This is a genomic window from Coleofasciculus sp. F4-SAH-05 (assembly GCF_040222985.1).
GTDB lineage: Bacteria > Cyanobacteriota > Cyanobacteriia > Cyanobacteriales > Coleofasciculaceae > Coleofasciculus > Coleofasciculus chthonoplastes.
In genome coordinates this window covers 1-19,756 of the sequence record NZ_JAVKBY010000066.1, presented here as the reverse complement: position 1 = coordinate 19,756, position 19,756 = coordinate 1, and the positions used below count along the sequence as shown (strand labels likewise).

The 19,756-nt window shown below is 43.4% G+C and carries 18 protein-coding genes and 1 pseudogene; 9 read left to right on the top strand and 10 right to left on the bottom strand.

Translation table 11 applies throughout. The annotated features are described in order from the left end of the window. Nucleotides 1-42: 42 nt before the first annotated feature. The 5 genes and pseudogenes from RIG27_RS08340 to prfC all read right to left on the bottom strand — a co-directional run bounded on the left by RIG27_RS08340 (nt 43) and on the right by prfC (nt 5,468). Nucleotides 43-2,547 carry a hypothetical protein gene (locus RIG27_RS08340; protein WP_446344154.1) on the bottom strand — a complete coding sequence of 835 codons (2,505 nt, stop codon included), beginning with the start codon at nt 2,545-2,547 and terminating at the stop codon, nt 43-45. Nucleotides 2,548-2,874: 327 nt separating this feature from the next. After that, nucleotides 2,875-3,081: pseudogene (locus tag RIG27_RS08335) on the bottom strand (type II toxin-antitoxin system RelE/ParE family toxin); the annotation flags it as partial. Beyond that, entirely contained in the window at nt 3,078-3,332 is a 255-nt protein-coding gene (locus RIG27_RS08330; protein WP_446344152.1) for a hypothetical protein, read from the bottom strand. The pseudogene RIG27_RS08335 and the gene RIG27_RS08330, both read right to left, overlap by 4 nt. A 249-nt stretch (nt 3,333-3,581) precedes the next feature. Next, nucleotides 3,582-3,776: a hypothetical protein gene (locus RIG27_RS08325; protein WP_446344150.1), complete on the bottom strand. Its 195-nt coding sequence runs from the start codon at nt 3,774-3,776 to the stop codon at nt 3,582-3,584. 63 nt (nt 3,777-3,839) lie between these two features. Beyond that, the gene (gene prfC, locus RIG27_RS08320; protein ID WP_446344148.1) at nt 3,840-5,468 is read right to left on the bottom strand and encodes a peptide chain release factor 3; all 1,629 of its coding nucleotides are present in this window, start codon (nt 5,466-5,468) and stop codon (nt 3,840-3,842) included. Between the two features lie 387 nt (nt 5,469-5,855). Here prfC and RIG27_RS08315 point away from each other — a divergent pair, with 387 nt between their 5' ends. Both RIG27_RS08315 and RIG27_RS08310 read left to right on the top strand, forming a co-directional pair. Next, nucleotides 5,856-7,250 (top strand): sensor histidine kinase, encoded by a 1,395-nt coding sequence (locus RIG27_RS08315; RefSeq protein WP_446344146.1) that lies wholly within the window; start codon nt 5,856-5,858, stop codon nt 7,248-7,250. Between the two features lie 162 nt (nt 7,251-7,412). Then, a complete protein-coding gene (locus RIG27_RS08310) occupies nt 7,413-7,751 on the top strand; it encodes a DUF4870 domain-containing protein (RefSeq protein WP_446344144.1) in 339 nt (112 codons plus the stop codon). 289 nt (nt 7,752-8,040) lie between these two features. Here RIG27_RS08310 and RIG27_RS08305 read toward each other — a convergent pair whose 3' ends face one another. Both RIG27_RS08305 and RIG27_RS08300 read right to left on the bottom strand, forming a co-directional pair. Continuing rightward, nucleotides 8,041-8,688, bottom strand: coding sequence for a hypothetical protein (locus tag RIG27_RS08305; protein WP_446344142.1), 648 nt, complete (start codon nt 8,686-8,688; stop codon nt 8,041-8,043). Nucleotides 8,689-8,874: 186 nt separating this feature from the next. Beyond that, the gene (locus RIG27_RS08300) at nt 8,875-9,858 is read right to left on the bottom strand and encodes a GntR family transcriptional regulator (protein WP_446344140.1); all 984 of its coding nucleotides are present in this window, start codon (nt 9,856-9,858) and stop codon (nt 8,875-8,877) included. A 612-nt stretch (nt 9,859-10,470) separates the two neighbouring features. Here RIG27_RS08300 and RIG27_RS08295 point away from each other — a divergent pair. The 4 genes from RIG27_RS08295 to RIG27_RS08280 all read left to right on the top strand — a co-directional run bounded on the left by RIG27_RS08295 (nt 10,471) and on the right by RIG27_RS08280 (nt 14,308). Beyond that, nucleotides 10,471-11,211 carry a dienelactone hydrolase family protein gene (locus tag RIG27_RS08295; RefSeq protein ID WP_446344138.1) on the top strand — a complete coding sequence of 247 codons (741 nt, stop codon included), beginning with the start codon at nt 10,471-10,473 and terminating at the stop codon, nt 11,209-11,211. A gap of 84 nt (nt 11,212-11,295) precedes the next feature. After that, the gene (locus RIG27_RS08290) at nt 11,296-12,195 is read left to right on the top strand and encodes a S1 RNA-binding domain-containing protein (protein WP_446344136.1); all 900 of its coding nucleotides are present in this window, start codon (nt 11,296-11,298) and stop codon (nt 12,193-12,195) included. Between the two features lie 322 nt (nt 12,196-12,517). After that, a complete protein-coding gene (locus RIG27_RS08285; RefSeq protein WP_446344134.1) occupies nt 12,518-13,225 on the top strand; it encodes an ROK family protein in 708 nt (235 codons plus the stop codon). A 189-nt stretch (nt 13,226-13,414) separates the two neighbouring features. Further along, the gene (locus RIG27_RS08280; protein WP_446344132.1) at nt 13,415-14,308 is read left to right on the top strand and encodes a hypothetical protein; all 894 of its coding nucleotides are present in this window, start codon (nt 13,415-13,417) and stop codon (nt 14,306-14,308) included. 11 nt (nt 14,309-14,319) lie between these two features. Here RIG27_RS08280 and RIG27_RS08275 read toward each other — a convergent pair whose 3' ends face one another. Then, the gene (locus tag RIG27_RS08275) at nt 14,320-14,802 is read right to left on the bottom strand and encodes a type II toxin-antitoxin system VapC family toxin (RefSeq protein WP_446344130.1); all 483 of its coding nucleotides are present in this window, start codon (nt 14,800-14,802) and stop codon (nt 14,320-14,322) included. Nucleotide 14,803: 1 nt separating this feature from the next. Next, nucleotides 14,804-15,544 (bottom strand): hypothetical protein, encoded by a 741-nt coding sequence (locus RIG27_RS08270; RefSeq protein ID WP_446344129.1) that lies wholly within the window; start codon nt 15,542-15,544, stop codon nt 14,804-14,806. A gap of 474 nt (nt 15,545-16,018) precedes the next feature. Here RIG27_RS08270 and RIG27_RS08265 point away from each other — a divergent pair, with 474 nt between their 5' ends. Further along, complete coding sequence (locus RIG27_RS08265; RefSeq protein WP_446344127.1) at nt 16,019-16,612, top strand: hypothetical protein; 594 nt, start codon at nt 16,019-16,021, stop codon at nt 16,610-16,612. Between the two features lie 223 nt (nt 16,613-16,835). Here RIG27_RS08265 and RIG27_RS08260 read toward each other — a convergent pair whose 3' ends face one another. Then, complete coding sequence (locus RIG27_RS08260) at nt 16,836-17,513, bottom strand: lecithin retinol acyltransferase family protein (protein ID WP_446344125.1); 678 nt, start codon at nt 17,511-17,513, stop codon at nt 16,836-16,838. Between the two features lie 123 nt (nt 17,514-17,636). On the opposite strand from RIG27_RS08260, the gene RIG27_RS08255 reads away from it, so the two are divergent. Both RIG27_RS08255 and RIG27_RS08250 read left to right on the top strand, forming a co-directional pair. Further along, nucleotides 17,637-18,605 carry a homogentisate phytyltransferase gene (locus tag RIG27_RS08255; protein WP_446344123.1) on the top strand — a complete coding sequence of 323 codons (969 nt, stop codon included), beginning with the start codon at nt 17,637-17,639 and terminating at the stop codon, nt 18,603-18,605. Between the two features lie 226 nt (nt 18,606-18,831). Continuing rightward, nucleotides 18,832-19,584, top strand: coding sequence for a tetratricopeptide repeat protein (locus tag RIG27_RS08250; RefSeq protein WP_446344121.1), 753 nt, complete (start codon nt 18,832-18,834; stop codon nt 19,582-19,584). Nucleotides 19,585-19,756: the final 172 nt, after the last annotated feature.

Below are 19,756 nucleotides of genomic sequence, written 5' to 3'. Positions count from 1 at the left end.
CTCTCACTGGGTTGTTGCTTCGATTACAGGATGGCGCTTGCTCTATTCCCGGTAGAATCCTGCCGATACTTGAATGTTGGCATCAGGCATTCCATCAGAAAAGTTGAAGCTATACAAACTCACGGGTTCTCCGCGAAAGGCTCGTCCTAATGTGGATAATCCCGGAGGATGATTTAGCCTTACCCTTAACGTGACCCCATCGGCAAAGTCTTCTGTTGCCGCCAGAAAATCTTGAGAATGCTGTTTTAAGTGGTTACTTAAAAAGAGTCCCAACCAGTCCATTACCTGCTGAGTCAAGCGTTCAGTCACAACTTGGGGTAAAAGTCTCAGTGCCGGTCCCCGTGCATACTCGGGTGTCACTGCACCATGAATGATTTTGACATGCCCCGCAAACTGACCCGACAATGCCGTTTTTAACTTTGGTTCAAGTACCGAATGCAACAACGCCACAACCATACCCATGGGAACTCTTTGACGAAGCCGCACGGCAATCGATTGAGCATCTGCCTCACTCAAGAAAATAGAGGATCGCAGTTGATCAGCGGGAAAATCAAATGTGACACTGACTTCACTGGCTCGCCGTGCAACTGACTCTCCTTCTGGGGTGGGCATCACTTTGGGATAGGCTCCCGGAATTTCCAGATAGTAGAGCCGTTGACCAACCGCTGTTGTTGGCTGATGATCCAGATAACGGGGGGATACGTCGCGACCCAATCCCGCTTGACCTAGGAGCATTCCGGCTGCTTCAGGTGTCAGAGGATGAAGTTGCGATCGCGCCTCCGATGTCCCGAGTCCAGGCACATAGGTTTCACCCTTGCAAATTTGACTGAGCATTGTTCCCGGAATCGCTTCGTATAAATGAATCCGTGCTTTGAAGGGACGACCAGGAACTAAACCTAGGCGATCGCGCAAAAATACGGCTAAGGGAACACCACAAAATGTTTTGACAGTCCGGGCAATTTCTGGGGTAACGGTTACTTCAGGAATACGGCTATATTTCTTGTAACGTTTTCTTCTGCCTCGAAGTGGACTGAGTACCCACGTTCCCGGCATTCGGCTCGTCTCACGAAGTTCTGGACGATTCTCGTAACTCTTTTGGGATAAGACTTGCGGAAGATTGGCGGCGGCAGCTTTTTCAAATGCCTCTAAAACAAACCCTTCCAATAGTTCTTGGTTATCCAGTATATATTCGGGTAAAGTTGCCACTTGGCGAACGGTCTCTTCTACCGTAGCCGCAACCGCCGCACCTGCGGCTTGGGCTTCGTCCTCTGGTGTCACTTCTAACCCAATTAATCTGAGTCCGACATCGACAATGGCTTGCGATAATAAAGGCGCGTACTTTTTACCGACAAACTTACGAACCAGCTTGGCTAGATATTTGGCTAAAAATCCCACCACTTTTTGACGACCAATCAGGCGCAAGCCCAGCCTCAACGCTGGCAGAATGGCTGGGATAAAGTTTTCTAGAACAGGAGTTGGATCTTCACCGTCTTCTAGTTCGGTAACCTGATCAATAAATTTAGCCCGAGCGCGGTCTAGAATATCTGTGGCATCTTCTGTAATTGGCTGTTGCGATTCAGTTATATACTCAGAAATTACTGCATCCATTTCTGCCTCTTCTTCCCTAAACAGAAGATTAGCAATTTGTTCATCAAATTCACTCTGAATGGCTACAAGATTCTGAGTCGTATTATCACCCTGTTCAAGTTCTTCAAGTTCCTCAATTTCTTTTTTGAAGAGACGACTAGCTAGTGTTTTAGCAAGCTGACGATACTGAGGTGGTAAGCGGTTAAGAGCAGTGGTGAGAACTTTTTTAAGGAGTGGCTTTATCAACTTTTTGAGCTTTCTTAAAACTCCAACAATTTTCTTTTTGATAAACTTCCCGGCTTTGCGAATCCCTTTGCCGACCGTTTTGATGCCTTTTTTTGCTTTTCTGACAATTTTTTTAGCAACACCCTTAAATTTTTTCTTGGCTTTTTTCGCAGCCATTTTGATTTTTTTGCCTACTTTGCGAATCTTACTAAAAATACCCCCTTCAATTGTCGGCTCGTATTGATCGATAAAGTTTTCTATCTCTGCTTCGTGTAGTCTTTCTAAGTCCAGTTCCTCAAGTTCGCTAGCCAACCCTTCTATAAATGCTTCTATTTCAAAACTTAAGGGTTCAAAGTGGGATTCTAAAAGATACTCTGCTTCTCGTTTTTGAACAATTGGATCGCCATATTCACTTTCAAATTGGTCTTGGTAAAGCTCAGTTGCTTCATCGACAAGTTCGGCGATTACCTCATTGAACTCTTCATCATAGAGTTCATTAAGAAATGTCACATATTCTTCCATCTCAGGAGCAACAATTCCCTGGCTTTCTAATGGATTTTCCAGTTCATATATAGATGGGAATGGGGTATCAGATTCTGTGAAACTTGAATACTCCTCCACCTGCTCCGAAATTCCCGGCTCCTCACGAACAAACTGAAACGACGAAGGAAATGGCGACTCGATGGTTGTGTTTGGCGTCTGGAATGCCGATGAATTCTCATCCGATAATGACATAATCTCTTCCTTCTGGATAAGCGCCGATGTATCGCTGATAACGAGCAACGATCAATAGTTAAGTTTGGAGCAATTAGAATAGTTTTGTTTTGTTATAATCAGACATTATAGTTTTGTCACTTAAGAATAGCATCTTTTTGTTTCAAAACTTCACACTTTATAGCGCTTCGCGCTGGTCTAGTTACACTTTGTTTGTACGAACATCCCATCTGGACTCAGCTTCAGAGAAGGGAGTTGTAAATACACCAGAGCGACTTGCTATAAATGTATAGTGAATCGTATCATTAACTATTATAAAGCTATATAGTTTTACAACTTTATTTCTCAAAGTAGTTGCCGAATTTCTTGGCTAAAATACTCATTTTCCCGTGCTAGTGGACAGCGTTTCGGCATTTGAGATAAAGACTCAATGGCTTGCAGTAATCCAGAATACCATTGACTTGCTCTTGTAGGAGAGGTAACTTGGTAAAACCGCAGAAATGCACTATCCGCTTCGGCTTCTGCTACACTTGAAATTTCAATACGATACTTCATGAATCGGCTGGCAAGTTATACTTACGGTGTTGTTCGTCAGCAAACTCTTGGAAAGAGCGAAATCGACCCGCCTCAAAATCATCTAAACCTTGCTGAATGCCTTTAATCGCTTCCTCTGAATCTTGTTCTTCCCACTCTAAGACACGAGCCAGTAATTCAGATGCAACAAGACCAACATCTTGACCTTGACGAGCGGCTTTGTCACGCAGTAGCGCTTCTAACTCTGGGTTAAGGGTTACAACAATTGCCATAAAGCGACATCCTTAATTGAATTCTTGTGGAGCTAAATTACTTAACGACTAGCTATAGTTTTCTATGATAAATATTCTTTTGTATTGTTTTATTTAAAACGGTTGTTGTCATACAATTGGCATACCAACCTTAAAAGCCATTATCTCATAACTTAATCATTAATGATATCATTTTTCTATAAGGTTAAGATGCCCGCTCCAAATTTTCGTAATCATTACCTATTCCACCGCTAAGTGCGGAATGTGGGATCAAACGTTGTCATAGATAGCATCTGTTTCGCTGTATCCAGAAAAGAATTGCTGGGCTGTCAATTGTGACCAGGTAGTTGTTTCAGTCAACTCAGTCTCAACATCAGTCCGCGCAGGCGGACTTGGTTTGTGTAGCTGCGAATTCCATTCGCCATCGGTTGTTTCTTGGTTGTAATTGCTATAAAAATTGTGCATTGGCTGTGATAAAGCTTACACCTTTATTCCCCTCTCCTCGCAGGAGAGGGGTTAGGGGAGAGGTCACAACGAATCAGGTTCCTGTCCCGACGCCACAGGCGCTGTGGCATTCAACTGCAACTCTGGATGATCCCCAATCACCTGTTGTAAATTCCACTCATTCTTAAACAGCAAAACTGGACGCCCCCAGTTATCTTTCACCACCGCTGTGTTAAACAACCGTCCCGCTTTTTCTAAAGCTTGCCACCCCCCAGCTACCCAACGGGCAACACTATAGGGCAACATATCTAATAGCGTTTCTACGCCATATTCATTCTGTAAACGGAACTGTACCACCTCAAATTGCAACTGTCCCACAGCAGCTAAAATGGGGTCGCGCTTGGATTCATCCACAGAATACATAATCTGTATCGCCCCTTCTTCGCGCAACTCAGTTACCCCTTTGTGGAATTGCTTAAATTTAGAGGGATTGGGATTTTTCAAATAGGCAAATAATTCCGGAGAAAAACAGGGAATCCCTTCATACTCCAAACGCTTGCCATTGTAAATCGTATCCCCGATCGCAAACACCCCCGGATTATTTAACCCAATCACATCTCCTGGATATGCCACATCCAAAGATTCCCTCCCTTGGGCAAATAATTTCTGGGGTCTTGACAACCGTACCGTTTTACCCGTCCGCGCATGACTCACGGTCATGTCCTTGTCAAATCGACCCGTACAAACCCGGACAAATGCCACTCTATCCCGGTGTTTGGGGTCCATATTCGCTTGCAGCTTAAACACAAATCCACTGAAGTCGGGATAGGTGGGTGGCATTTCCCCCTCAGTAGACTTGTAGGCTTCCGGTTGCATGGCGTACTCTAAAAACGCATCCAAAAACAACTTGACGCCAAAATTGGTCATAGCACTGCCAAAGAATACAGGTGTCATCTGACCTTTATGCACCAACTCTAAATCTAAATCGGGTCCAATCCCCTCAATCAGTTCTAACTCTTCTTTCAACTGATAATACAGGTCTTGATCCAGCAATTTTTCAATCCGGGAATCCCCCAAATCGATTACCGTATCTCCCGCTTCCTTACTCCCATGTGCCGTGCGTTCAAATAAGTGAATTTGCCGGAGACGGCGGTCAAACACGCCCTTAAAGCGATCGCCCATGCCAATGGGCCAATTCACCGGGTATGTCTGTAACCCTAACTCCTGCTCAATTTCATCCAACAGTTCCAAGGGTTCCCGCGATGGACGATCCATCTTGTTCATAAACGTGAAAATCGGCAGCGATCGCATCCGACAGACTTCAAACAACTTGCGCGTCTGTGGTTCCAAACCCTTCGCCGCATCCACCAGCATCACCGCATTATCCGCCGCCGCCAATGTACGATAGGTATCTTCACTAAAATCTTGGTGTCCCGGTGTGTCCAGCAAATTAATCTGGCGATTCTTGTACGCGAACTGCAACACCGTTGAAGTAATCGAAATTCCCCGTTGTTGTTCCATTGCCATCCAATCCGACGTAGCCTTACGCTGCGCCCGTCGGGCTTTCACCGACCCAGCTTCGTGAATCGCACCTCCATATAACAACAGCTTCTCGGTTAGCGTTGTTTTCCCCGCGTCTGGGTGGGAAATAATCGCAAAATTCCGTCGGTGTTCAACCGCCGTTTGCAGTTCAGCCTTAAGTTCAGTGGACATTCAAAACGCCTAATTACGGAACACTCAGCCTTCCATTATAGAAGTTGAGATCCTGGGTCGGTTGGCTTGAGTTAGTATTTTCTATATCTTAAGTCATAAATTGTCAAGCTTTTTTTATCAAAATTGACCCTATAGGTTATAACCCTAGAAGGTGTAATTTCTGCTAATTCTGGGGAATACTGAAATCAGCGCCTTTTGGGTAAATCCAATTCCTTCAGGTTCAAACGTTAACAGAGTGAACATGAATCATTATTTCCTGACTAGGGGGTTACAGCCTCCACTGTATGCTGAGTCATGGTTCATGGTTTTCCAGATCACTGATTGAGTCCCCTCAAACCATTTTAATTTTACTAGATAAGAGCTGATTATTGATTAGAAGGAGACATTATGCAGTCGTTGATCACGCACAGTTTGACTGCCCCACTTTTCATGCCTCATGGCAACTGCTACCTGTGGAAGCCCGGTTTAGTCTGGCTACATCTGTTATCCGATGCCTTCATTGCCCTAGCTTATGCTTCAATTCCCCTAACCTTAATCTATTTTGTTTGCCAACGACAGGATTTGCCGTTTTCCCGTGTCTTTCTCATGTTTGCCGCCTTTATCATTGCCTGCGGTATAACCCATGCTATGGCAATTTGGACGATTTGGCATCCCGATTATTGGCTATTTGGATTAATCAAAGCGATTACGGCGTTAATTTCCGTTTATACTGCCCTAGAATTAATCCCATTAATGCCCAAAGCCTTTGATGTTGCCAGTGCGGTGGAACTCGAAGCCGCCAACCAGCGTTTAGAAGCCGAAATTCAGGAACGTCAACAAACCGAAGTTGCCCTCAGGCGATCGCAGGATGAAATTCAGCAAAAAGCGACCCTCTTAGAACAGGCGTTGCGTGACTTAAAACATGCCCAAGCCCAATTGGTGCATACGGAGAAAATGTCGAGTTTGGGACAAATCGTCGCCGGGTTAGCCCATGAAATTAATAATCCAGTTAATTTTATTTTCGGGAATCTGGTGCATGCCAAAAATTATGCTCAAGATTTACTGAAGTTAATTTCCCTCTACAATAAGCACTATCCCCAACCCGCCCCGGAAATTCAAACGACGGCGGAACAGATGGATTTAGCATTTCTGCGAGACGACTTACCTAACCTACTCGAATCAATGGAAGTGGGAACCAAGCGGATTCGTCAGATTGTGCTGTCGTTGCGTAACTTTGCCCGGATGGATCAAGCGGAAGTAAAGGCGGTAGATTTGCATGAAGGTTTAGAAGATACGTTGCTGATTCTGCAAAATCAACTCAAAGCAAAACCGGGATATGCGGAAATTCAAATTGTCAAAGAGTATGGAGATTTACCCAAAGTAGAATGCTACGTGGGACAACTCAATCAGGTGTTTATGAATCTATTGAGTAACGCGATCGATGCGTTAGAGGAATCAAGAACAGCCGATAATGGAAATAATGGACAAAATCATCCCACAATTCGGGTTCAGACTGAAGCGATCGAACCTAACCAAGTTGCGATCCGAATTATCGATAATGGTCCAGGAATGACTGAGAAAACTCAGAGTCATCTCTTTGACCCTTTCTTTACCACCAAACCTGTAGGTAAAGGAACCGGATTAGGACTATCCATTAGCTATCAAATCGTCGTCGATAGACATCAGGGTCAGCTGAACTGTCGATCCGCACCAGGACAAGGCGCAGAATTCGCGATCAAGATTCCGATTCAGCAGCACCAACAGCAACCTGAACCCAAACCAGAGGTTAGCTTGACGGCTTAAGGAGGGTGTAGGCTGTGGCGTGTAGAGGTATGCAAATTAAAGGTGTGATTGAGAGGAATATCCCCCCTGTATAGGACGGAATTCACGACCTGTATTGTTCAGGGAACCTGCTACAGTCAGAATGAAAAGTTAGTTTCCCTTGAGGGGAAGGAGGACTGTCGCATGACGTATGATAGCGACAAACGCAAGCTTTTATCTGCCCTCTGTCATGGATCAATTTTTATTAGTGCGGCGTTGGTATCTATCGGTATTCCGATTGCCGTTTTGTTAGTGTCTGATGACCCAGTGGTCAAAGAAAACGCGACAGAATCGCTGAATTTTCACCTTAACCTTTGGCTCTACGGATTAATCTTTGGCATCTTGACGATTGTGCTTATTGGTTGGCCCCTACTGGGTCTTTTGGGTATCGTGAATGTCGTTATGCCCATTATCGGGATTGTGAAAGTGTTGAATAATCCTGATCAGTCTTTCCGCTATCCCTTTATCTTCCGTGTTCTATAATTTCCGCTTCATTTAGTTTACACGCATTCGGACTCCATCTAAGTTAAAAGGTGGAGTTTTTTAAATTTTGAGTGTGTAAGCTGTCATGCATTTAAATTGCGTATTAGTAGCGAGCAAGATGCAAAGCCTGCGGCATGGCTTCGCTTAACGCACTACAAGGATTTCGTCATTGTTGACATTAAGGTTTGAATGCCGAACAGCTTAAGGGCGGGTTATTGTTCTCTCCCGGAAAGGCGATTCATTCTGACGCACAGTGCGATCGCCAATTTTCTTAAGCATGGTATTACATTTAACGCTGCACGATACTTTTGAGTAGCTTGAGAATTGTTTCTGCTTCTAGTTTTTCAACGTATTCGCGAGAGGATTCAGTTTTAAGAACGGGGCGATCGCTGGTAATCTCTGAAACCTCTGCCCTGATAAACTTCCAAGTATCGCCAATCGTATAGCAACCAAACAGTTCCTGGCGATCGTTACCATTAAGTTGCCAATTTAAATGGGCAGCTGCCAAGAGTTGACCATAAAGCTGATAAACAGGGTTTTGGGCATCAAGACCTTTTTTGGCTTCTAAAACAACAAGATAAGGCGCTTCAATTCGACCGATCGCACTTTTGCCCAGTACACCATCCGCTACACCTTCTAACTCAAAGGTTTTGTATTGTGCTTTGAGCGTTACCTCTGCCCAAGCTTCGATATTATTTTGTTCAGCTAGGATCAGCAATGGAAAAATTGCCTTGCCCCAGACTGTTGCTTCATTCATCAGGGTTGTGTCATGGTTGAGTAAATAGGCACTTACCTCTGTGACTCGCTGCTGTTCATGCTCGGTTAGGACAATAGAATCAGTTTGGTTCCATTCATAGTTACCGATGAATCCTTCATGGAGGTGAATGAAGGATTTTAGATCGTCTAGAGAGATAGCGGCAAAGGTAAACTTAGGCATGGCAATGAGATAACTCGATAGATAAAAACATACAAAATAGCGAGCGAGACGCTCAAAATAGCGAGCGAGAAGCTCAAAATAGCGAGCGAGAAGCTCATAATAGCGAGAGAGACTCTCGCACTACTACAACCGTTCCATGTTAAGAGTTCCCTATCCTCACCACAATCCTTATTCAGCAACCTCTAATTACCCTAAACCCAACTCACGTTTGAGTAAATTAATCGATTTTGTACCAATATAATTTTCACTGCAAACCAGCTTAGGCGGACGGATCAGATCATCCCTGGCGTCTAGAATTGCGCGTTTAACGGTATCATAACTGGCTTGATCGCTAATAATTGTTCGCGCACTACGGACTAAGGCATTAAGTTTATATTTATCATTAACCTGAGCCGTAATCAGGAGTAAATCATCCCCACGCAAACTGTGGATAATCACATCTACAATCCGTAGAATACCCCCACTCAGACTGACACAGCCCAGACAGCTATCTTTGGGGAGACTTTTAACAATTTCGATTTCTTGTCCATAGTCGTGGATATCCACAGGAATAACCCGCACGGATTTCGGCGCTGCGATCGCTTCGGCTTTTTGGATAAAATAGCGGCTGGTGACGACTGTACCGGAATTGGTGCGTTCTAGGGTTTGTTCTAATTCTTCTAAGGGGACTAACTGAACGGGAATTCCCAGGGCGGATTCTAATTCCTGCACCATTAACTCCCCTGCGCCCATATCTCGTGACTCTACGGTAACAAGCACTCTAGCACTACAGCGCAACCGCCAGTCAATTTCGGCTAAAAAGAGTTCGCGGGCTTCATTGAGGGAACACCCTTGAGAAAGTAATTCGTCTAGACTCTGCTGAACAATACCAGATGCTTGTGGATATTGCTGGAGAATCGGAGATTGACGTTGAGTTCCACCTTCATGACCCTGGGCTTTCACATAAATCCCTGATCCGGCCATGGATTCAACCAGTCCTGTTTCTTCTAACTGGCGGTATACTTTACTAATTGTATTCCGATGCAACCCCGTCTCCATGGCTAACTGACGGGTACTGGGCAATTTATGTCCCGGCGGATATTGGCGAGAGGCGATCGCAAACTGAATTTGGTCAAATAGCTGCTTTGAAGCAGGGATTTCGCTATCGGGCTGGATATGATGCTGAACCATTATAAAGTCTCCCAAGCACTTGCTCTTCAATAAACACAAGAGTATAACGTACAGTTGAAGATCGGATGGTGGGTGGCTGACCCTCTAGTCCTGACCTAGGCATTTCTCTAAGCATGTATCATAGCTAAACTTTAAAACAAGTGGGATTTTCTTAATCTGATGTATCATTTGGCGGTCTATACCAGAATACCCTCTTGACTAAGCTCGTGTGTATTTAAATTGCCGATCCTGAGCAAAAACAAAACAGGTAATCTGTTAAGTAGGTGGACACAATTAAAGTTAACGGTGCAGATTGTCATTCGTCCTTTGTCAGGGTTTAATCAGATGACAAATTTCAACAGAGTTTTTTGGTTTAAATCAGCAGATTGACAACTAAAATTCTATTCATGTTTGTCCAAATCATTAAAGGGTCGGCTCACCCCCAGAAATAGACAATAAATCCTTGAAAAATAATAAGTAAACCAATAGAATTATAATAATCCGTAAATGATTTGCTGAATTGGGGGGACGTGAGCGTTACAATTAAGCAGAAGTTTGACCGTTGACCAGAAGGTCAAAAGCCATAGCAGCGAGGACTGCGATAGATCGACGAACATAGCGTGAACCTGAATTATGACGGCTAGAGAAATCAAAAGCGATTGGGTTAAGATTACAAACGGCTCTCTACAAATAGACGCTTATTTGGTGATGCCCGTGGGAGAGGAGTCTTTACCAGGGGTGGTCGTGTTGCAGGAAATTTTTGGGGTGAATGACCATATCCGAGATGTGACTCAGCGGATTGCCCAAGAGGGATACGTCGCGATCGCACCCGCCCTCTATCAACGCCAATCCCCCGGTTTTGAAACGGGATACACAGAAGCTGACCTGAAAATCGGTAAGGAGTATAAGGCGCAAACTAAGGCGGAGGAACTGCTGGGTGACATCCAAGGGGCGATTGATTACTTACGGGGACAAACACCAGTTAAATCGAATGCGATCGGCTGTATCGGCTTCTGTTTTGGGGGTCATGTCGCCTATCTAGCGGCAACCTTACCCGACATTAAAGCCACAGCCTCCTTCTATGGTGCAGGAATTGCCACGATGACGCCAGGAGGAAATGAACCAACGATTACCCACACCCAGGATATTAGGGGAACCATCCATCTCTTCTTTGGCTTGGACGATGCTAGCATCCCGGCTGAACAAGTTAACCAGATTGAAGCTGAACTGAAAAAGCAGCAAATTTCCCACCATATCTTTCGCTATGAGGGCGCTGATCACGGATTTTTCTGCGATCAACGTGCCAGCTATAACCCACAAGCGGCAAAAGATGCTTGGGAAAAAGTGAAGACGCTATTTCAGCAGGAACTGTAGTTATTCGTCATCGATTATTTGTCATCAATAATCCCTAATGACAAATGATAAATGATACATCGATTTTTTCAACACTTAATACTCATGACTTCAGAATCAACCCGTTCTCAAACCAGCAAAACTGCCTTTTCCATGGAAGATTTTGCCAAAGCCCTAGAAGAGTATGACTACGAATTTAGCCAAGGGCAGGTGGTGCGAGGCAAAGTGCATAGCTACGACGTAGATGGCGTTTATGTCGATATTGGCGGGAAATCCCTGGCTTATGTTCCAGGAGAGGAAGTGTCAGTGGCACCCGTAGAAGATTGGTCAGAGGTGCTGCCTTTGCAGGAAGAGTTGGAGTTTCTGATTATTCGGGAACAGAATGCTGAAGGTCAGATCACTCTATCACGGCGTCAGTTGGAAATCAATAAGATTTGGGATCAACTGGTGCAAATACAAGACAGTGGCAAGTCGCTACAGGTGCAGGTGACTGGCGTGAATAAAGGCGGTGTGACTGTAGATTGGCAGGGATTGCGAGGATTTATTCCGCGATCGCACCTGAATCAACGGGGGAATTTAGAGTCGTTGATTGGTCAAAGTTTAACCGTAAGCATCCTGGAAGCCGATCGCGATCGCAGCAAGTTAGTCTTTTCCCAACGGGAAGCCACTCGCGCTGCAAGTTTCTTGATGCTAGAGGTTGGACAGTTAGTAGAAGGTACTGTCTCCAATATCAGACCTTTTGGTGTGTTTGTCGAATTAGAAGGGATTACTGGCTTGTTGCATATCAAGCAAGTCAGCCAAAACATGGTGGAATCATTGACCGATATGTTTGAAGTGGGTAAATCAATTAAAGCGATCGTGATTGACTTAGATGAAGGGACGAATCGCGTTTCTCTCTCGACAAAAGTGTTAGAAAACTATCCCGGAGAAATGGTGCATAAAATGGCAGATGTGATGGAAAGTGCTGAGGCACGTTCAGAACGGGCGCGGGCAAAAATCATCTAATCTGAACCGTTGTAAATTGTGTGTAGGGGCGGGTTTGACTATTATCGTTTATTCCCTCATCCAGATGTAACTAAACCCGCCCTAGCCCAAGTTTGGCTTTTGAACGAACAGAGGAGAGGGCGGGTTTTGTAGCTAAGCTAAGAACAACAATCAAAGTTAGTCCCTAAACCCGCCCCTACACATTCAAAACTCAAACAAAGGGCGGGTTTTGCAGCTAAGCTAGGGAAAAGAATCAAAGTTAGTCCCTAAACCCGCCCCTACACAATCAAAACGTTGTAGCCGTTTCCTATTTTTTTATCTGAAACAGGAGGATCAAAATCCGATGGCGCAAGCAGATGAATCCAGCCGTACTATATGCGTAGATATTGGTGGAAGTGGAATTAAGGCGATCATTTTAGATCAGGCGGGCACTCCAATCACTGAACGCCATCGAGTCACCACACCCCAACCTGCCAAACCGGATGCTGTCATTGACGCGATCGCAGAATTAGCCGCCGCCCAAGGAGAGTGCGATCGCGTATCTGTGGGTTTTCCTGGCGTAGTTATGGCTGGAGTCGTGAAAACGGCGGTGAATTTAGATCCGGCTTGGCAAGGATTTGATCTCGCCACTACCCTGTCTAAAGCCTTGAAAAAGCCGGTGCGGGTGGCTAACGATGCAGATATGCAGGGATTAGCCACAATTCAGGGTAAAGGCGTGGAATTAATGATTACCCTAGGAACAGGATTTGGTTCAGCCTTATTTATCGATGGTAAACTCGTCCCCAATTTAGAGATGGCGCATCACCCCTTTCGTAACGGAGACACCTACGAAAAACAGTTAGGGCGGGCGGCGTTAGACAAGAAGGGAGAGAAGAAATGGAACAATCGTTTACAACGTGCGATCGCGACGCTAGCCGAGTTATTTAATTACGATTATCTTTATATTGGTGGCGGAGAAGCAAAAAAAATCACCTTCGACTTACCAGCGAATGTCAAAATTGTCCCCAATATCAACGGATTATTAGGCGGAATTGCCTTGTGGCGGGATTAATTTTTCCTAATTGTTTACCCATGTAGGGGCGGGTTTATGGAATTTCATTGCGCTATTGATGATAACATTTGTTCAAACCCGCCCTGACTGAATAGCGTCGTTTAACCTAATTGTGATCATTTAGCTAGCTTTTATGTTCTACAATTAACTTTAAGTAGTTCTGAAAGTTTTGTATATTGGGTTAAAATTTTGGTTTTCTCATCCGATAGGGCAGATTTTGGTTTTAAAATAGACTTTGTTAGGGATACAGAAGATCCTCAAAGAGTCTTCCGCGCTTTTTCACAGCTCATAGATTTTTGTCAAATCACAGATAAAATTTTAATCAAAACTCTTGATATAGATATTGAACCTGATATTCTATTAGACAATATCCAGCAAGGCTCCATTATTGTATGGCTCAAAAACAGTTTTAAAGCAGCTAGTGATAATTTTTTAGAAAATTTAGACTTAAGGCTAGTTAGCTATTATCTAGTTAATTTCAAAGCTTCGATAATAAATTTTATAAATGAACGAACTACTATAAATGAACCTTCTGAATTAGAGATTTTAAAAAATAAATTTCAATCTTTGGCAAGAAATACTAAGGTTAACCAACTAGGTATTTATACCCCTCCTAATGATAAAGATTTATTGTTAAGCATAGACACATTTCAAGGAGCTTTATCTGAACTTCAAGAAGCTGATAAACTGTATTACCTAACTCCTTCCTCAAACTTGCCCGTTAATCGCAATTTTAGTATTTCTCCAGAATCTAGGGAAAATTTATTAGTTGGAGATACTACTACATCTGAAATAGAAATGATTTTGAAAGTTAAAAAACCAGATTATTTAGGTGACTCTAAATGGCAATTTAAACATGATAATAAATTGATTGAGGCAAAAATGAATGATTTAGAGTGGTTAAAAAGATTTAAAAAAAGAGAAGTATTTATAGCACCAGGGGATGCAGTAAAAGCACGAGTAGAGATTGTAACACAATATGACAATAACTGCGAGTTTATATCTACAAAATATACACTCCAGAGAGTGATACAAGTTATACCAATGCCTCCCGATAACCAACTTTCTTTATTTAGAGATTAAAATTTAGGCAATTAAATTTTAATGTTAATCCATTCCATAGCATATTCTTTAGCAAATATCTTAAGATGACGAATATTTTTTGTGGCTATAAAGACAGCTTGACCAGGATAGGCTTCGCTTAATATACTCCATTGAGCTGAAATAATCATATCTGCATCAATATTTTTATCATCTGATGTAGGTATATGATTTTGCCGTGCATCAGCCCAAAAATAGGCAGCTTTTTGCATTATATTCGTATCAAGCGGTAGAAAGTCAATCAACTCTGTGTCTCTGAATTCATTTAAACGTTTTATTCCCTCACTTTTTATCCGGATCAACTCTCGCCTAACCTCATAATCAGAAATTTCTGAAGCTAATATAAAAACCCCTTTAGATAAAAGAGAATAGAACCATTCTGTACATTGATATATTTCATTTTCTTTTGCTTCTGACATATCCTGAATCGGACTAACAAGTAATGCAAGCACTCCGGAGTCTAATAAAACTTTCACCTTATGAATTACGTTGATTGCGTTTACGTTCAATCTCTTCCATTCTGGCTTTTGCCCAAGCCATTGCTGCTTGATTTTTTTCTATTTGTTCTTCGGTATTACGCCCTAAATGTTTTAAATAGGGCAATAAATACTGTTGCTTTTTGCTGATTTCTCTTGCCTGTTCCAGTAAAAATTTTGCAGTAGCTTCAAGTTGTGTAGTACGCTTTGATTCTCGCAGTTCTATTGCCCTCTTTACAGCTTTGGGGATCAACAGGAAAGAATCTTTGTATTTTTTAAATAAATTTTCTTGGCGGAAAATAGAAGGTAAAAATAATCTTAATTTAATCAGTAGACCTGTCCACCCTTGCAACTTAGAGGCAGCCTCACAAGAATAATTAGCTATGTCAATAAAAAATTGACGGCTTTCTGGTGAAAATAAATCCCAGCAAGCTTCTATCCCTATAGAAATATTTTCTAGCTTGTCTACAAACTTATCTATATCTGTAGGCAGACCATTTTTAAATTCAATAGGCGTATTAACGGCTTCCAAATATTTTTGTGTTCCCGTAACCATCTGATTTAGGGTATCGTGAACACTTTGACCTTTAAGGGCGGCGACTTCTCGAAAAAATTCAGATATCTCATCCTGGAAAGAATTAGAAGTCAAACGGCTTTCCAAGATTTGCTTAATACTACTCATATCAAGCGCAGCTTCCTTCAACTTTTCCTTTTCCAGTTCAGAGCTAATTTCGTTAAGCATTTTCCTGCCTCATTGACCGAAGCTATATTAACTATTTTATCTAGAGAATTACTTAAACTTCTTTAACATGCTTATATTAACACCCTCGGCGGTAGGGATGAGATAAGGTCGAATAAAATTTAACTTTTGTAACAAAGCCTTGACTCTAGGGCATCCATCCTTCAATCTGCTAAAATAATCCAAATTAAACCGAAAACTCTTAGCGCCACTCAAAGCTGTTCGCGCAGCTCTGAGCAGCTAACCCCCAAACTGCAAGACCAGTCTGGAAGCTAGAAGAAATACTAACACTCCTCTAGCCACTCCGACTTCTTAAGGCAACTTATACGGGGTGGCTAAGATTTTGGGTCAATCGATTTAGGGTTGAGGATTTGGGCGTTTTTCCGGCAAAAAAGCCGATATCGCCAGAAATCCAACATCAACTGTCCTAAATCAAGCCAACGCTACCGCTCATGCCCAAATTAGGAGTGATTTACCATGTCTCGTAACTTAATCACGGCTGGAATAATTGATCCGCACCAATTTTCCCTCGACGAAGTACGTCACCAAGTCGCTACATTTCTTAACATTCCCCTCCAGCAAATCGATCGCGTCGAATGCTGGCAACACCAAATCTGGGTCAAGCTAGTGGAATCCCGTGCTATCTTTGTCAGTTATCGCAACTTGCCCCTGTGGATTGAGGCAGGATTAGCAGCGATTGGGCGCTGTACCTCTCGTTCCCAGTTGGATGAATTAGGGAAAATTCTCCGCCGTGAACGCGACTGGTATGATCAGCATGACCAACCGGAAGCCGTGCAACCCTGGCGTCAGGCGTGGGCAAAACAGGCTGAATACTTGAGAAACGAGGAAGAACGCAGCAAACCCATTCGCGCCCATCAGGAAGCCGGACAGGATTGGTATGGGGCTTGGAAACGGGTACTCTACTGTTGCCGAGAGTTTAACCGACTTCAGGGATTAGCCGGGGAAATCAATCAACAAAGTCAGGAGTTTCAGGATTTACCTGAGATTATCCAAAAGATGCAGCAATTGTGGCATCAGCGCTGGCAAGATCTATCGAGTGCGATCGCCTAAAGCCGTAGAATAAATTATTTGCGTCAGTTGCATTAATATTCTGGTATTTGCTGCGGATTGTGATGGCGTTATCTTCTCGTCGTTAAACCAATTCTATCGTATTGCCTGATGATATAGCTAAGCGTGAGGTTACTTTTTTGAAAATTACCAAGACTAATTCAATGGGTGCCATAGTCTTAGTTGATAGCTCTTTGTAAAAGTAAGAGTAAAAGTAAGACAAAATCTATTTCACATTCAGCCGATTGCGGATCAGGGTTTCCGTCATTTGAGCAAGCTGATCTAACTTTTCTTTATTCTCCTGCGCCCGTTTCTCATAGTCTTTCTTGCGAATAATTGCCGCCCGCGCTAAGTCTTCCCGGTTTTGTTTTAGCGCTTGAATGGCGACTTTCTGCCAAGCGCTTATCTCTCGGACATCTTGATTGTACTGCGGTTGCAGCGTATTCCAAACACCTTTAATCTCGGCTAGGGCTTTCGTTAATAACCGATTGGCTTTGTCCGGATCTTTCTCTTGTAGCGCTCGTTTAATCGGTTCGTATAAATTCTCAGTATTCATCTGAGTCATTATGGGAATAAAATTTTGAATTTGCGGACTTTCACTCACGCCAGTTTTACACCAGACGGCAAAGTGTTCGCAGTTGTTGGATAGCAAGTTATAGTTTCGTTCCCCTAAACGACTTTCAGCGCGGCGAATGACTACATCCGGAATAAAATGAGTGGGATACTGTTTGACATAGATTTTTCCACCTCTAGCAAATGTCGGTAAAGAAGTGCGTTCAATGGTTTCACTGGGTTTGCGGTAGTGGATAACCGTACCGTCGCCACAGTCAATCCCATAATGTTTGTAGACGCCTTGTCGGTTGAACAATTCTCGATAAGCGTAAATTAGATCGCCTCGTGCCATACTTTCCTTTTGTTATTTGTTGGGTAAATTTCACAGGCAAGAAAAGAGTACACGAGTGTAGATTGATGTTTCGATGTCCTTCAAGAGAGTAAAATCGAATGGGAAAGCCTATTACACTCTAGAATGAGCCAAATTTCTCCATCAACCTTGACTTCTGCCCCTCTCAACCCGCTTAAGCAACCCACAGGCTGGTTTTATGCCTTGTGGAAGTTTTCTCGCCCTCATACGATCATCGGTACTACCCTAAGTGTATTGGCATTGTATGTGATTGCCTTAGCGATTACCGATGGTGCGATCGCACGAGTCAATTTAACTCAACTCCTGGGTACCTGGATATCCTGCTGCTGCGGTAATATCTACATTGTGGGACTCAATCAACTCGAAGATGTGGAAATTGACCAGATTAATAAACCTCATCTTCCCATCGCAGCGGGGGAGTTTTCCAGAAGACAAGGTAAACTGATTATTGCCGTAACTGGACTCTCGGCGCTGTTGTTAGCCCGGATACTGGGAGGGTGGTTATTTCTCATGGTTAGCGTCAGTTTAGCCATTGGTACGGCGTATTCCTTGCCACCCATCCGATTGAAGCGGTTTCCCTTTTGGGCAGCACTTTGTATCTTCTCAGTGCGGGGTGCTGTGGTCAATTTAGGACTATTCTTGCATTTTAGCTGGGTATGGCAACAGGGTGAAGCGATGACGCCAACGCCTGCGGTGTGGGGATTGACGTTATTTGTTTTGGTGTTTACCGTCGCGATCGCGCTTTTTAAGGATGTCCCGGATATTGATGGAGATAAGTTATACAATATCACCACGTTCACGATTCGACTGGGTAAGCCAGCAGTGTTTAATATCACCCGATGGATTATTATCCTCTGCTATTTGGGTATGATTCTCGGTGGAGTGCTACTGTTTGACGTGGTTAACCCACTTGTCTTGGGGATAACACACTTGGCGGCTTTAGTTTTGGTTTGGTGGCGTAGTCAGGATGTAGATTTGCAGGATAAAGTCGCGATCGCGAGTTTCTATCAATTTATCTGGAAACTCTTCTTTTTGGAATATCTGATGTTTCCCGCCGCTTGTTTGTTAACCTGAAACACTGATTTCACGGATTTAGGGGAGAGATTGGGGTGGGAGGTGAGAGGTTAGTTACACTGATGACACAGATTTAGGGGAGAGGTTGGGGTGCAGAGGTGAGAGGTTATTTCTCAGTCAACAGACGATGATTCGATTGTGGGGGGATTATTTAGTTTTCTGTGCCAATCTGTGTTAAGCAATCGTTAGTTTTGTGTTTGTGTTATTCAATTAATCTGTCTAATCTGTGTTTAATTTAAGTTGGATAGCGGCTACAGTCGTTAGTGTCGGTTTAGTAACTGTTATTTTTTTGATTGGTAAGACGATCGCGATCGCGTCGTTGTTTCAAAAGGGTATTGCCCTTTATCAGCAACAGGATTACCCCGAAGCGGAAACGGTGTTTCGTCAAGTTATCCAGCGACAACGCAGTAATGATATGGTGCGCTTATTGTTGGGTAATACACTCCTGGCACAACAGAAATGGGATGAAGCGGTAGCTGTCTTCCGTGATCTGAACGCGAGATCGCCGAAAACTGTGGATGGGTATGTCAAGTTAGCCCAAGCTTTGATTGAACAAGGAAAACCTGATCAAGCAATGCCTGTTATTCAAGAGTTAATCCAACGCCATCCGCAGAATACAGATATTCCGTTTAATGTCGGTTTAATGCTATCCAACATTAATCGACTCGATACGCTAATTGAGTCGTATCAGAGGTTGAGTCAACAGTCTCCTGACAAGGCTATTTTACGTTTAAATCTAGCCAATAGCTGGATGATACAAGAAAATTGGCAGGCGGCTATAGACGAGTATCAGGAAGCGATTCGCCTTAATATTAAAAAGCCGCAAGCCTATTGGTATTTAGGGGATGCGTTGAGACAACAGGGTCAATTGGATGAAGCCCTCAGCGTTTGGCGAGAGGCAATTGTCCGTTATCCTAATGATCAGGAAGCTCAGTTAAGAATTCGACAAGCCCTAAAAGAACAAGGTAAATTTGGATAAAAGGGTGTTTTTCAACAACTTATCCTCTTTCGCCGCTTCCAAAAACCTAGTCATATCTGCTCACAAGTAAACAAACCTAGGCAAAACTCAACGGTATAAGTTTCTTCAAGCGCTTGTTTTTAGTGCCCTGCCGCTTCCCTGTTGAGGGTCAACACCGAGCGAAGCCGAGGTG

What these genes read in the sequence shown, in the direction of transcription:
- RIG27_RS08305 (WP_446344142.1), bottom strand. Translation starts at nt 8,688, where the DNA reads ATGCCTAAGTTTACCTTTGCCGCTATCTCTCTAGACGATCTAAAATCC.
- RIG27_RS08255 (WP_446344123.1), top strand. Translation starts at nt 17,637, where the DNA reads ATGAGCCAAATTTCTCCATCAACCTTGACTTCTGCCCCTCTCAACCCG.
- RIG27_RS08340 (WP_446344154.1), bottom strand. Translation starts at nt 2,547, where the DNA reads ATGTCATTATCGGATGAGAATTCATCGGCATTCCAGACGCCAAACACA.
- RIG27_RS08310 (WP_446344144.1), top strand. Translation starts at nt 7,413, where the DNA reads ATGACGTATGATAGCGACAAACGCAAGCTTTTATCTGCCCTCTGTCAT.
- RIG27_RS08265 (WP_446344127.1), top strand. Translation starts at nt 16,019, where the DNA reads ATGTCTCGTAACTTAATCACGGCTGGAATAATTGATCCGCACCAATTT.
- RIG27_RS08270 (WP_446344129.1), bottom strand. Translation starts at nt 15,544, where the DNA reads ATGCTTAACGAAATTAGCTCTGAACTGGAAAAGGAAAAGTTGAAGGAA.
- prfC (WP_446344148.1), bottom strand. Translation starts at nt 5,468, where the DNA reads ATGTCCACTGAACTTAAGGCTGAACTGCAAACGGCGGTTGAACACCGA.
- RIG27_RS08325 (WP_446344150.1), bottom strand. Translation starts at nt 3,776, where the DNA reads ATGCACAATTTTTATAGCAATTACAACCAAGAAACAACCGATGGCGAA.
- RIG27_RS08260 (WP_446344125.1), bottom strand. Translation starts at nt 17,513, where the DNA reads ATGGCACGAGGCGATCTAATTTACGCTTATCGAGAATTGTTCAACCGA.
- RIG27_RS08315 (WP_446344146.1), top strand. Translation starts at nt 5,856, where the DNA reads ATGCAGTCGTTGATCACGCACAGTTTGACTGCCCCACTTTTCATGCCT.
- RIG27_RS08300 (WP_446344140.1), bottom strand. Translation starts at nt 9,858, where the DNA reads ATGGTTCAGCATCATATCCAGCCCGATAGCGAAATCCCTGCTTCAAAG.
- RIG27_RS08285 (WP_446344134.1), top strand. Translation starts at nt 12,518, where the DNA reads ATGGCGCAAGCAGATGAATCCAGCCGTACTATATGCGTAGATATTGGT.
- RIG27_RS08295 (WP_446344138.1), top strand. Translation starts at nt 10,471, where the DNA reads ATGACGGCTAGAGAAATCAAAAGCGATTGGGTTAAGATTACAAACGGC.
- RIG27_RS08290 (WP_446344136.1), top strand. Translation starts at nt 11,296, where the DNA reads ATGACTTCAGAATCAACCCGTTCTCAAACCAGCAAAACTGCCTTTTCC.
- RIG27_RS08330 (WP_446344152.1), bottom strand. Translation starts at nt 3,332, where the DNA reads ATGGCAATTGTTGTAACCCTTAACCCAGAGTTAGAAGCGCTACTGCGT.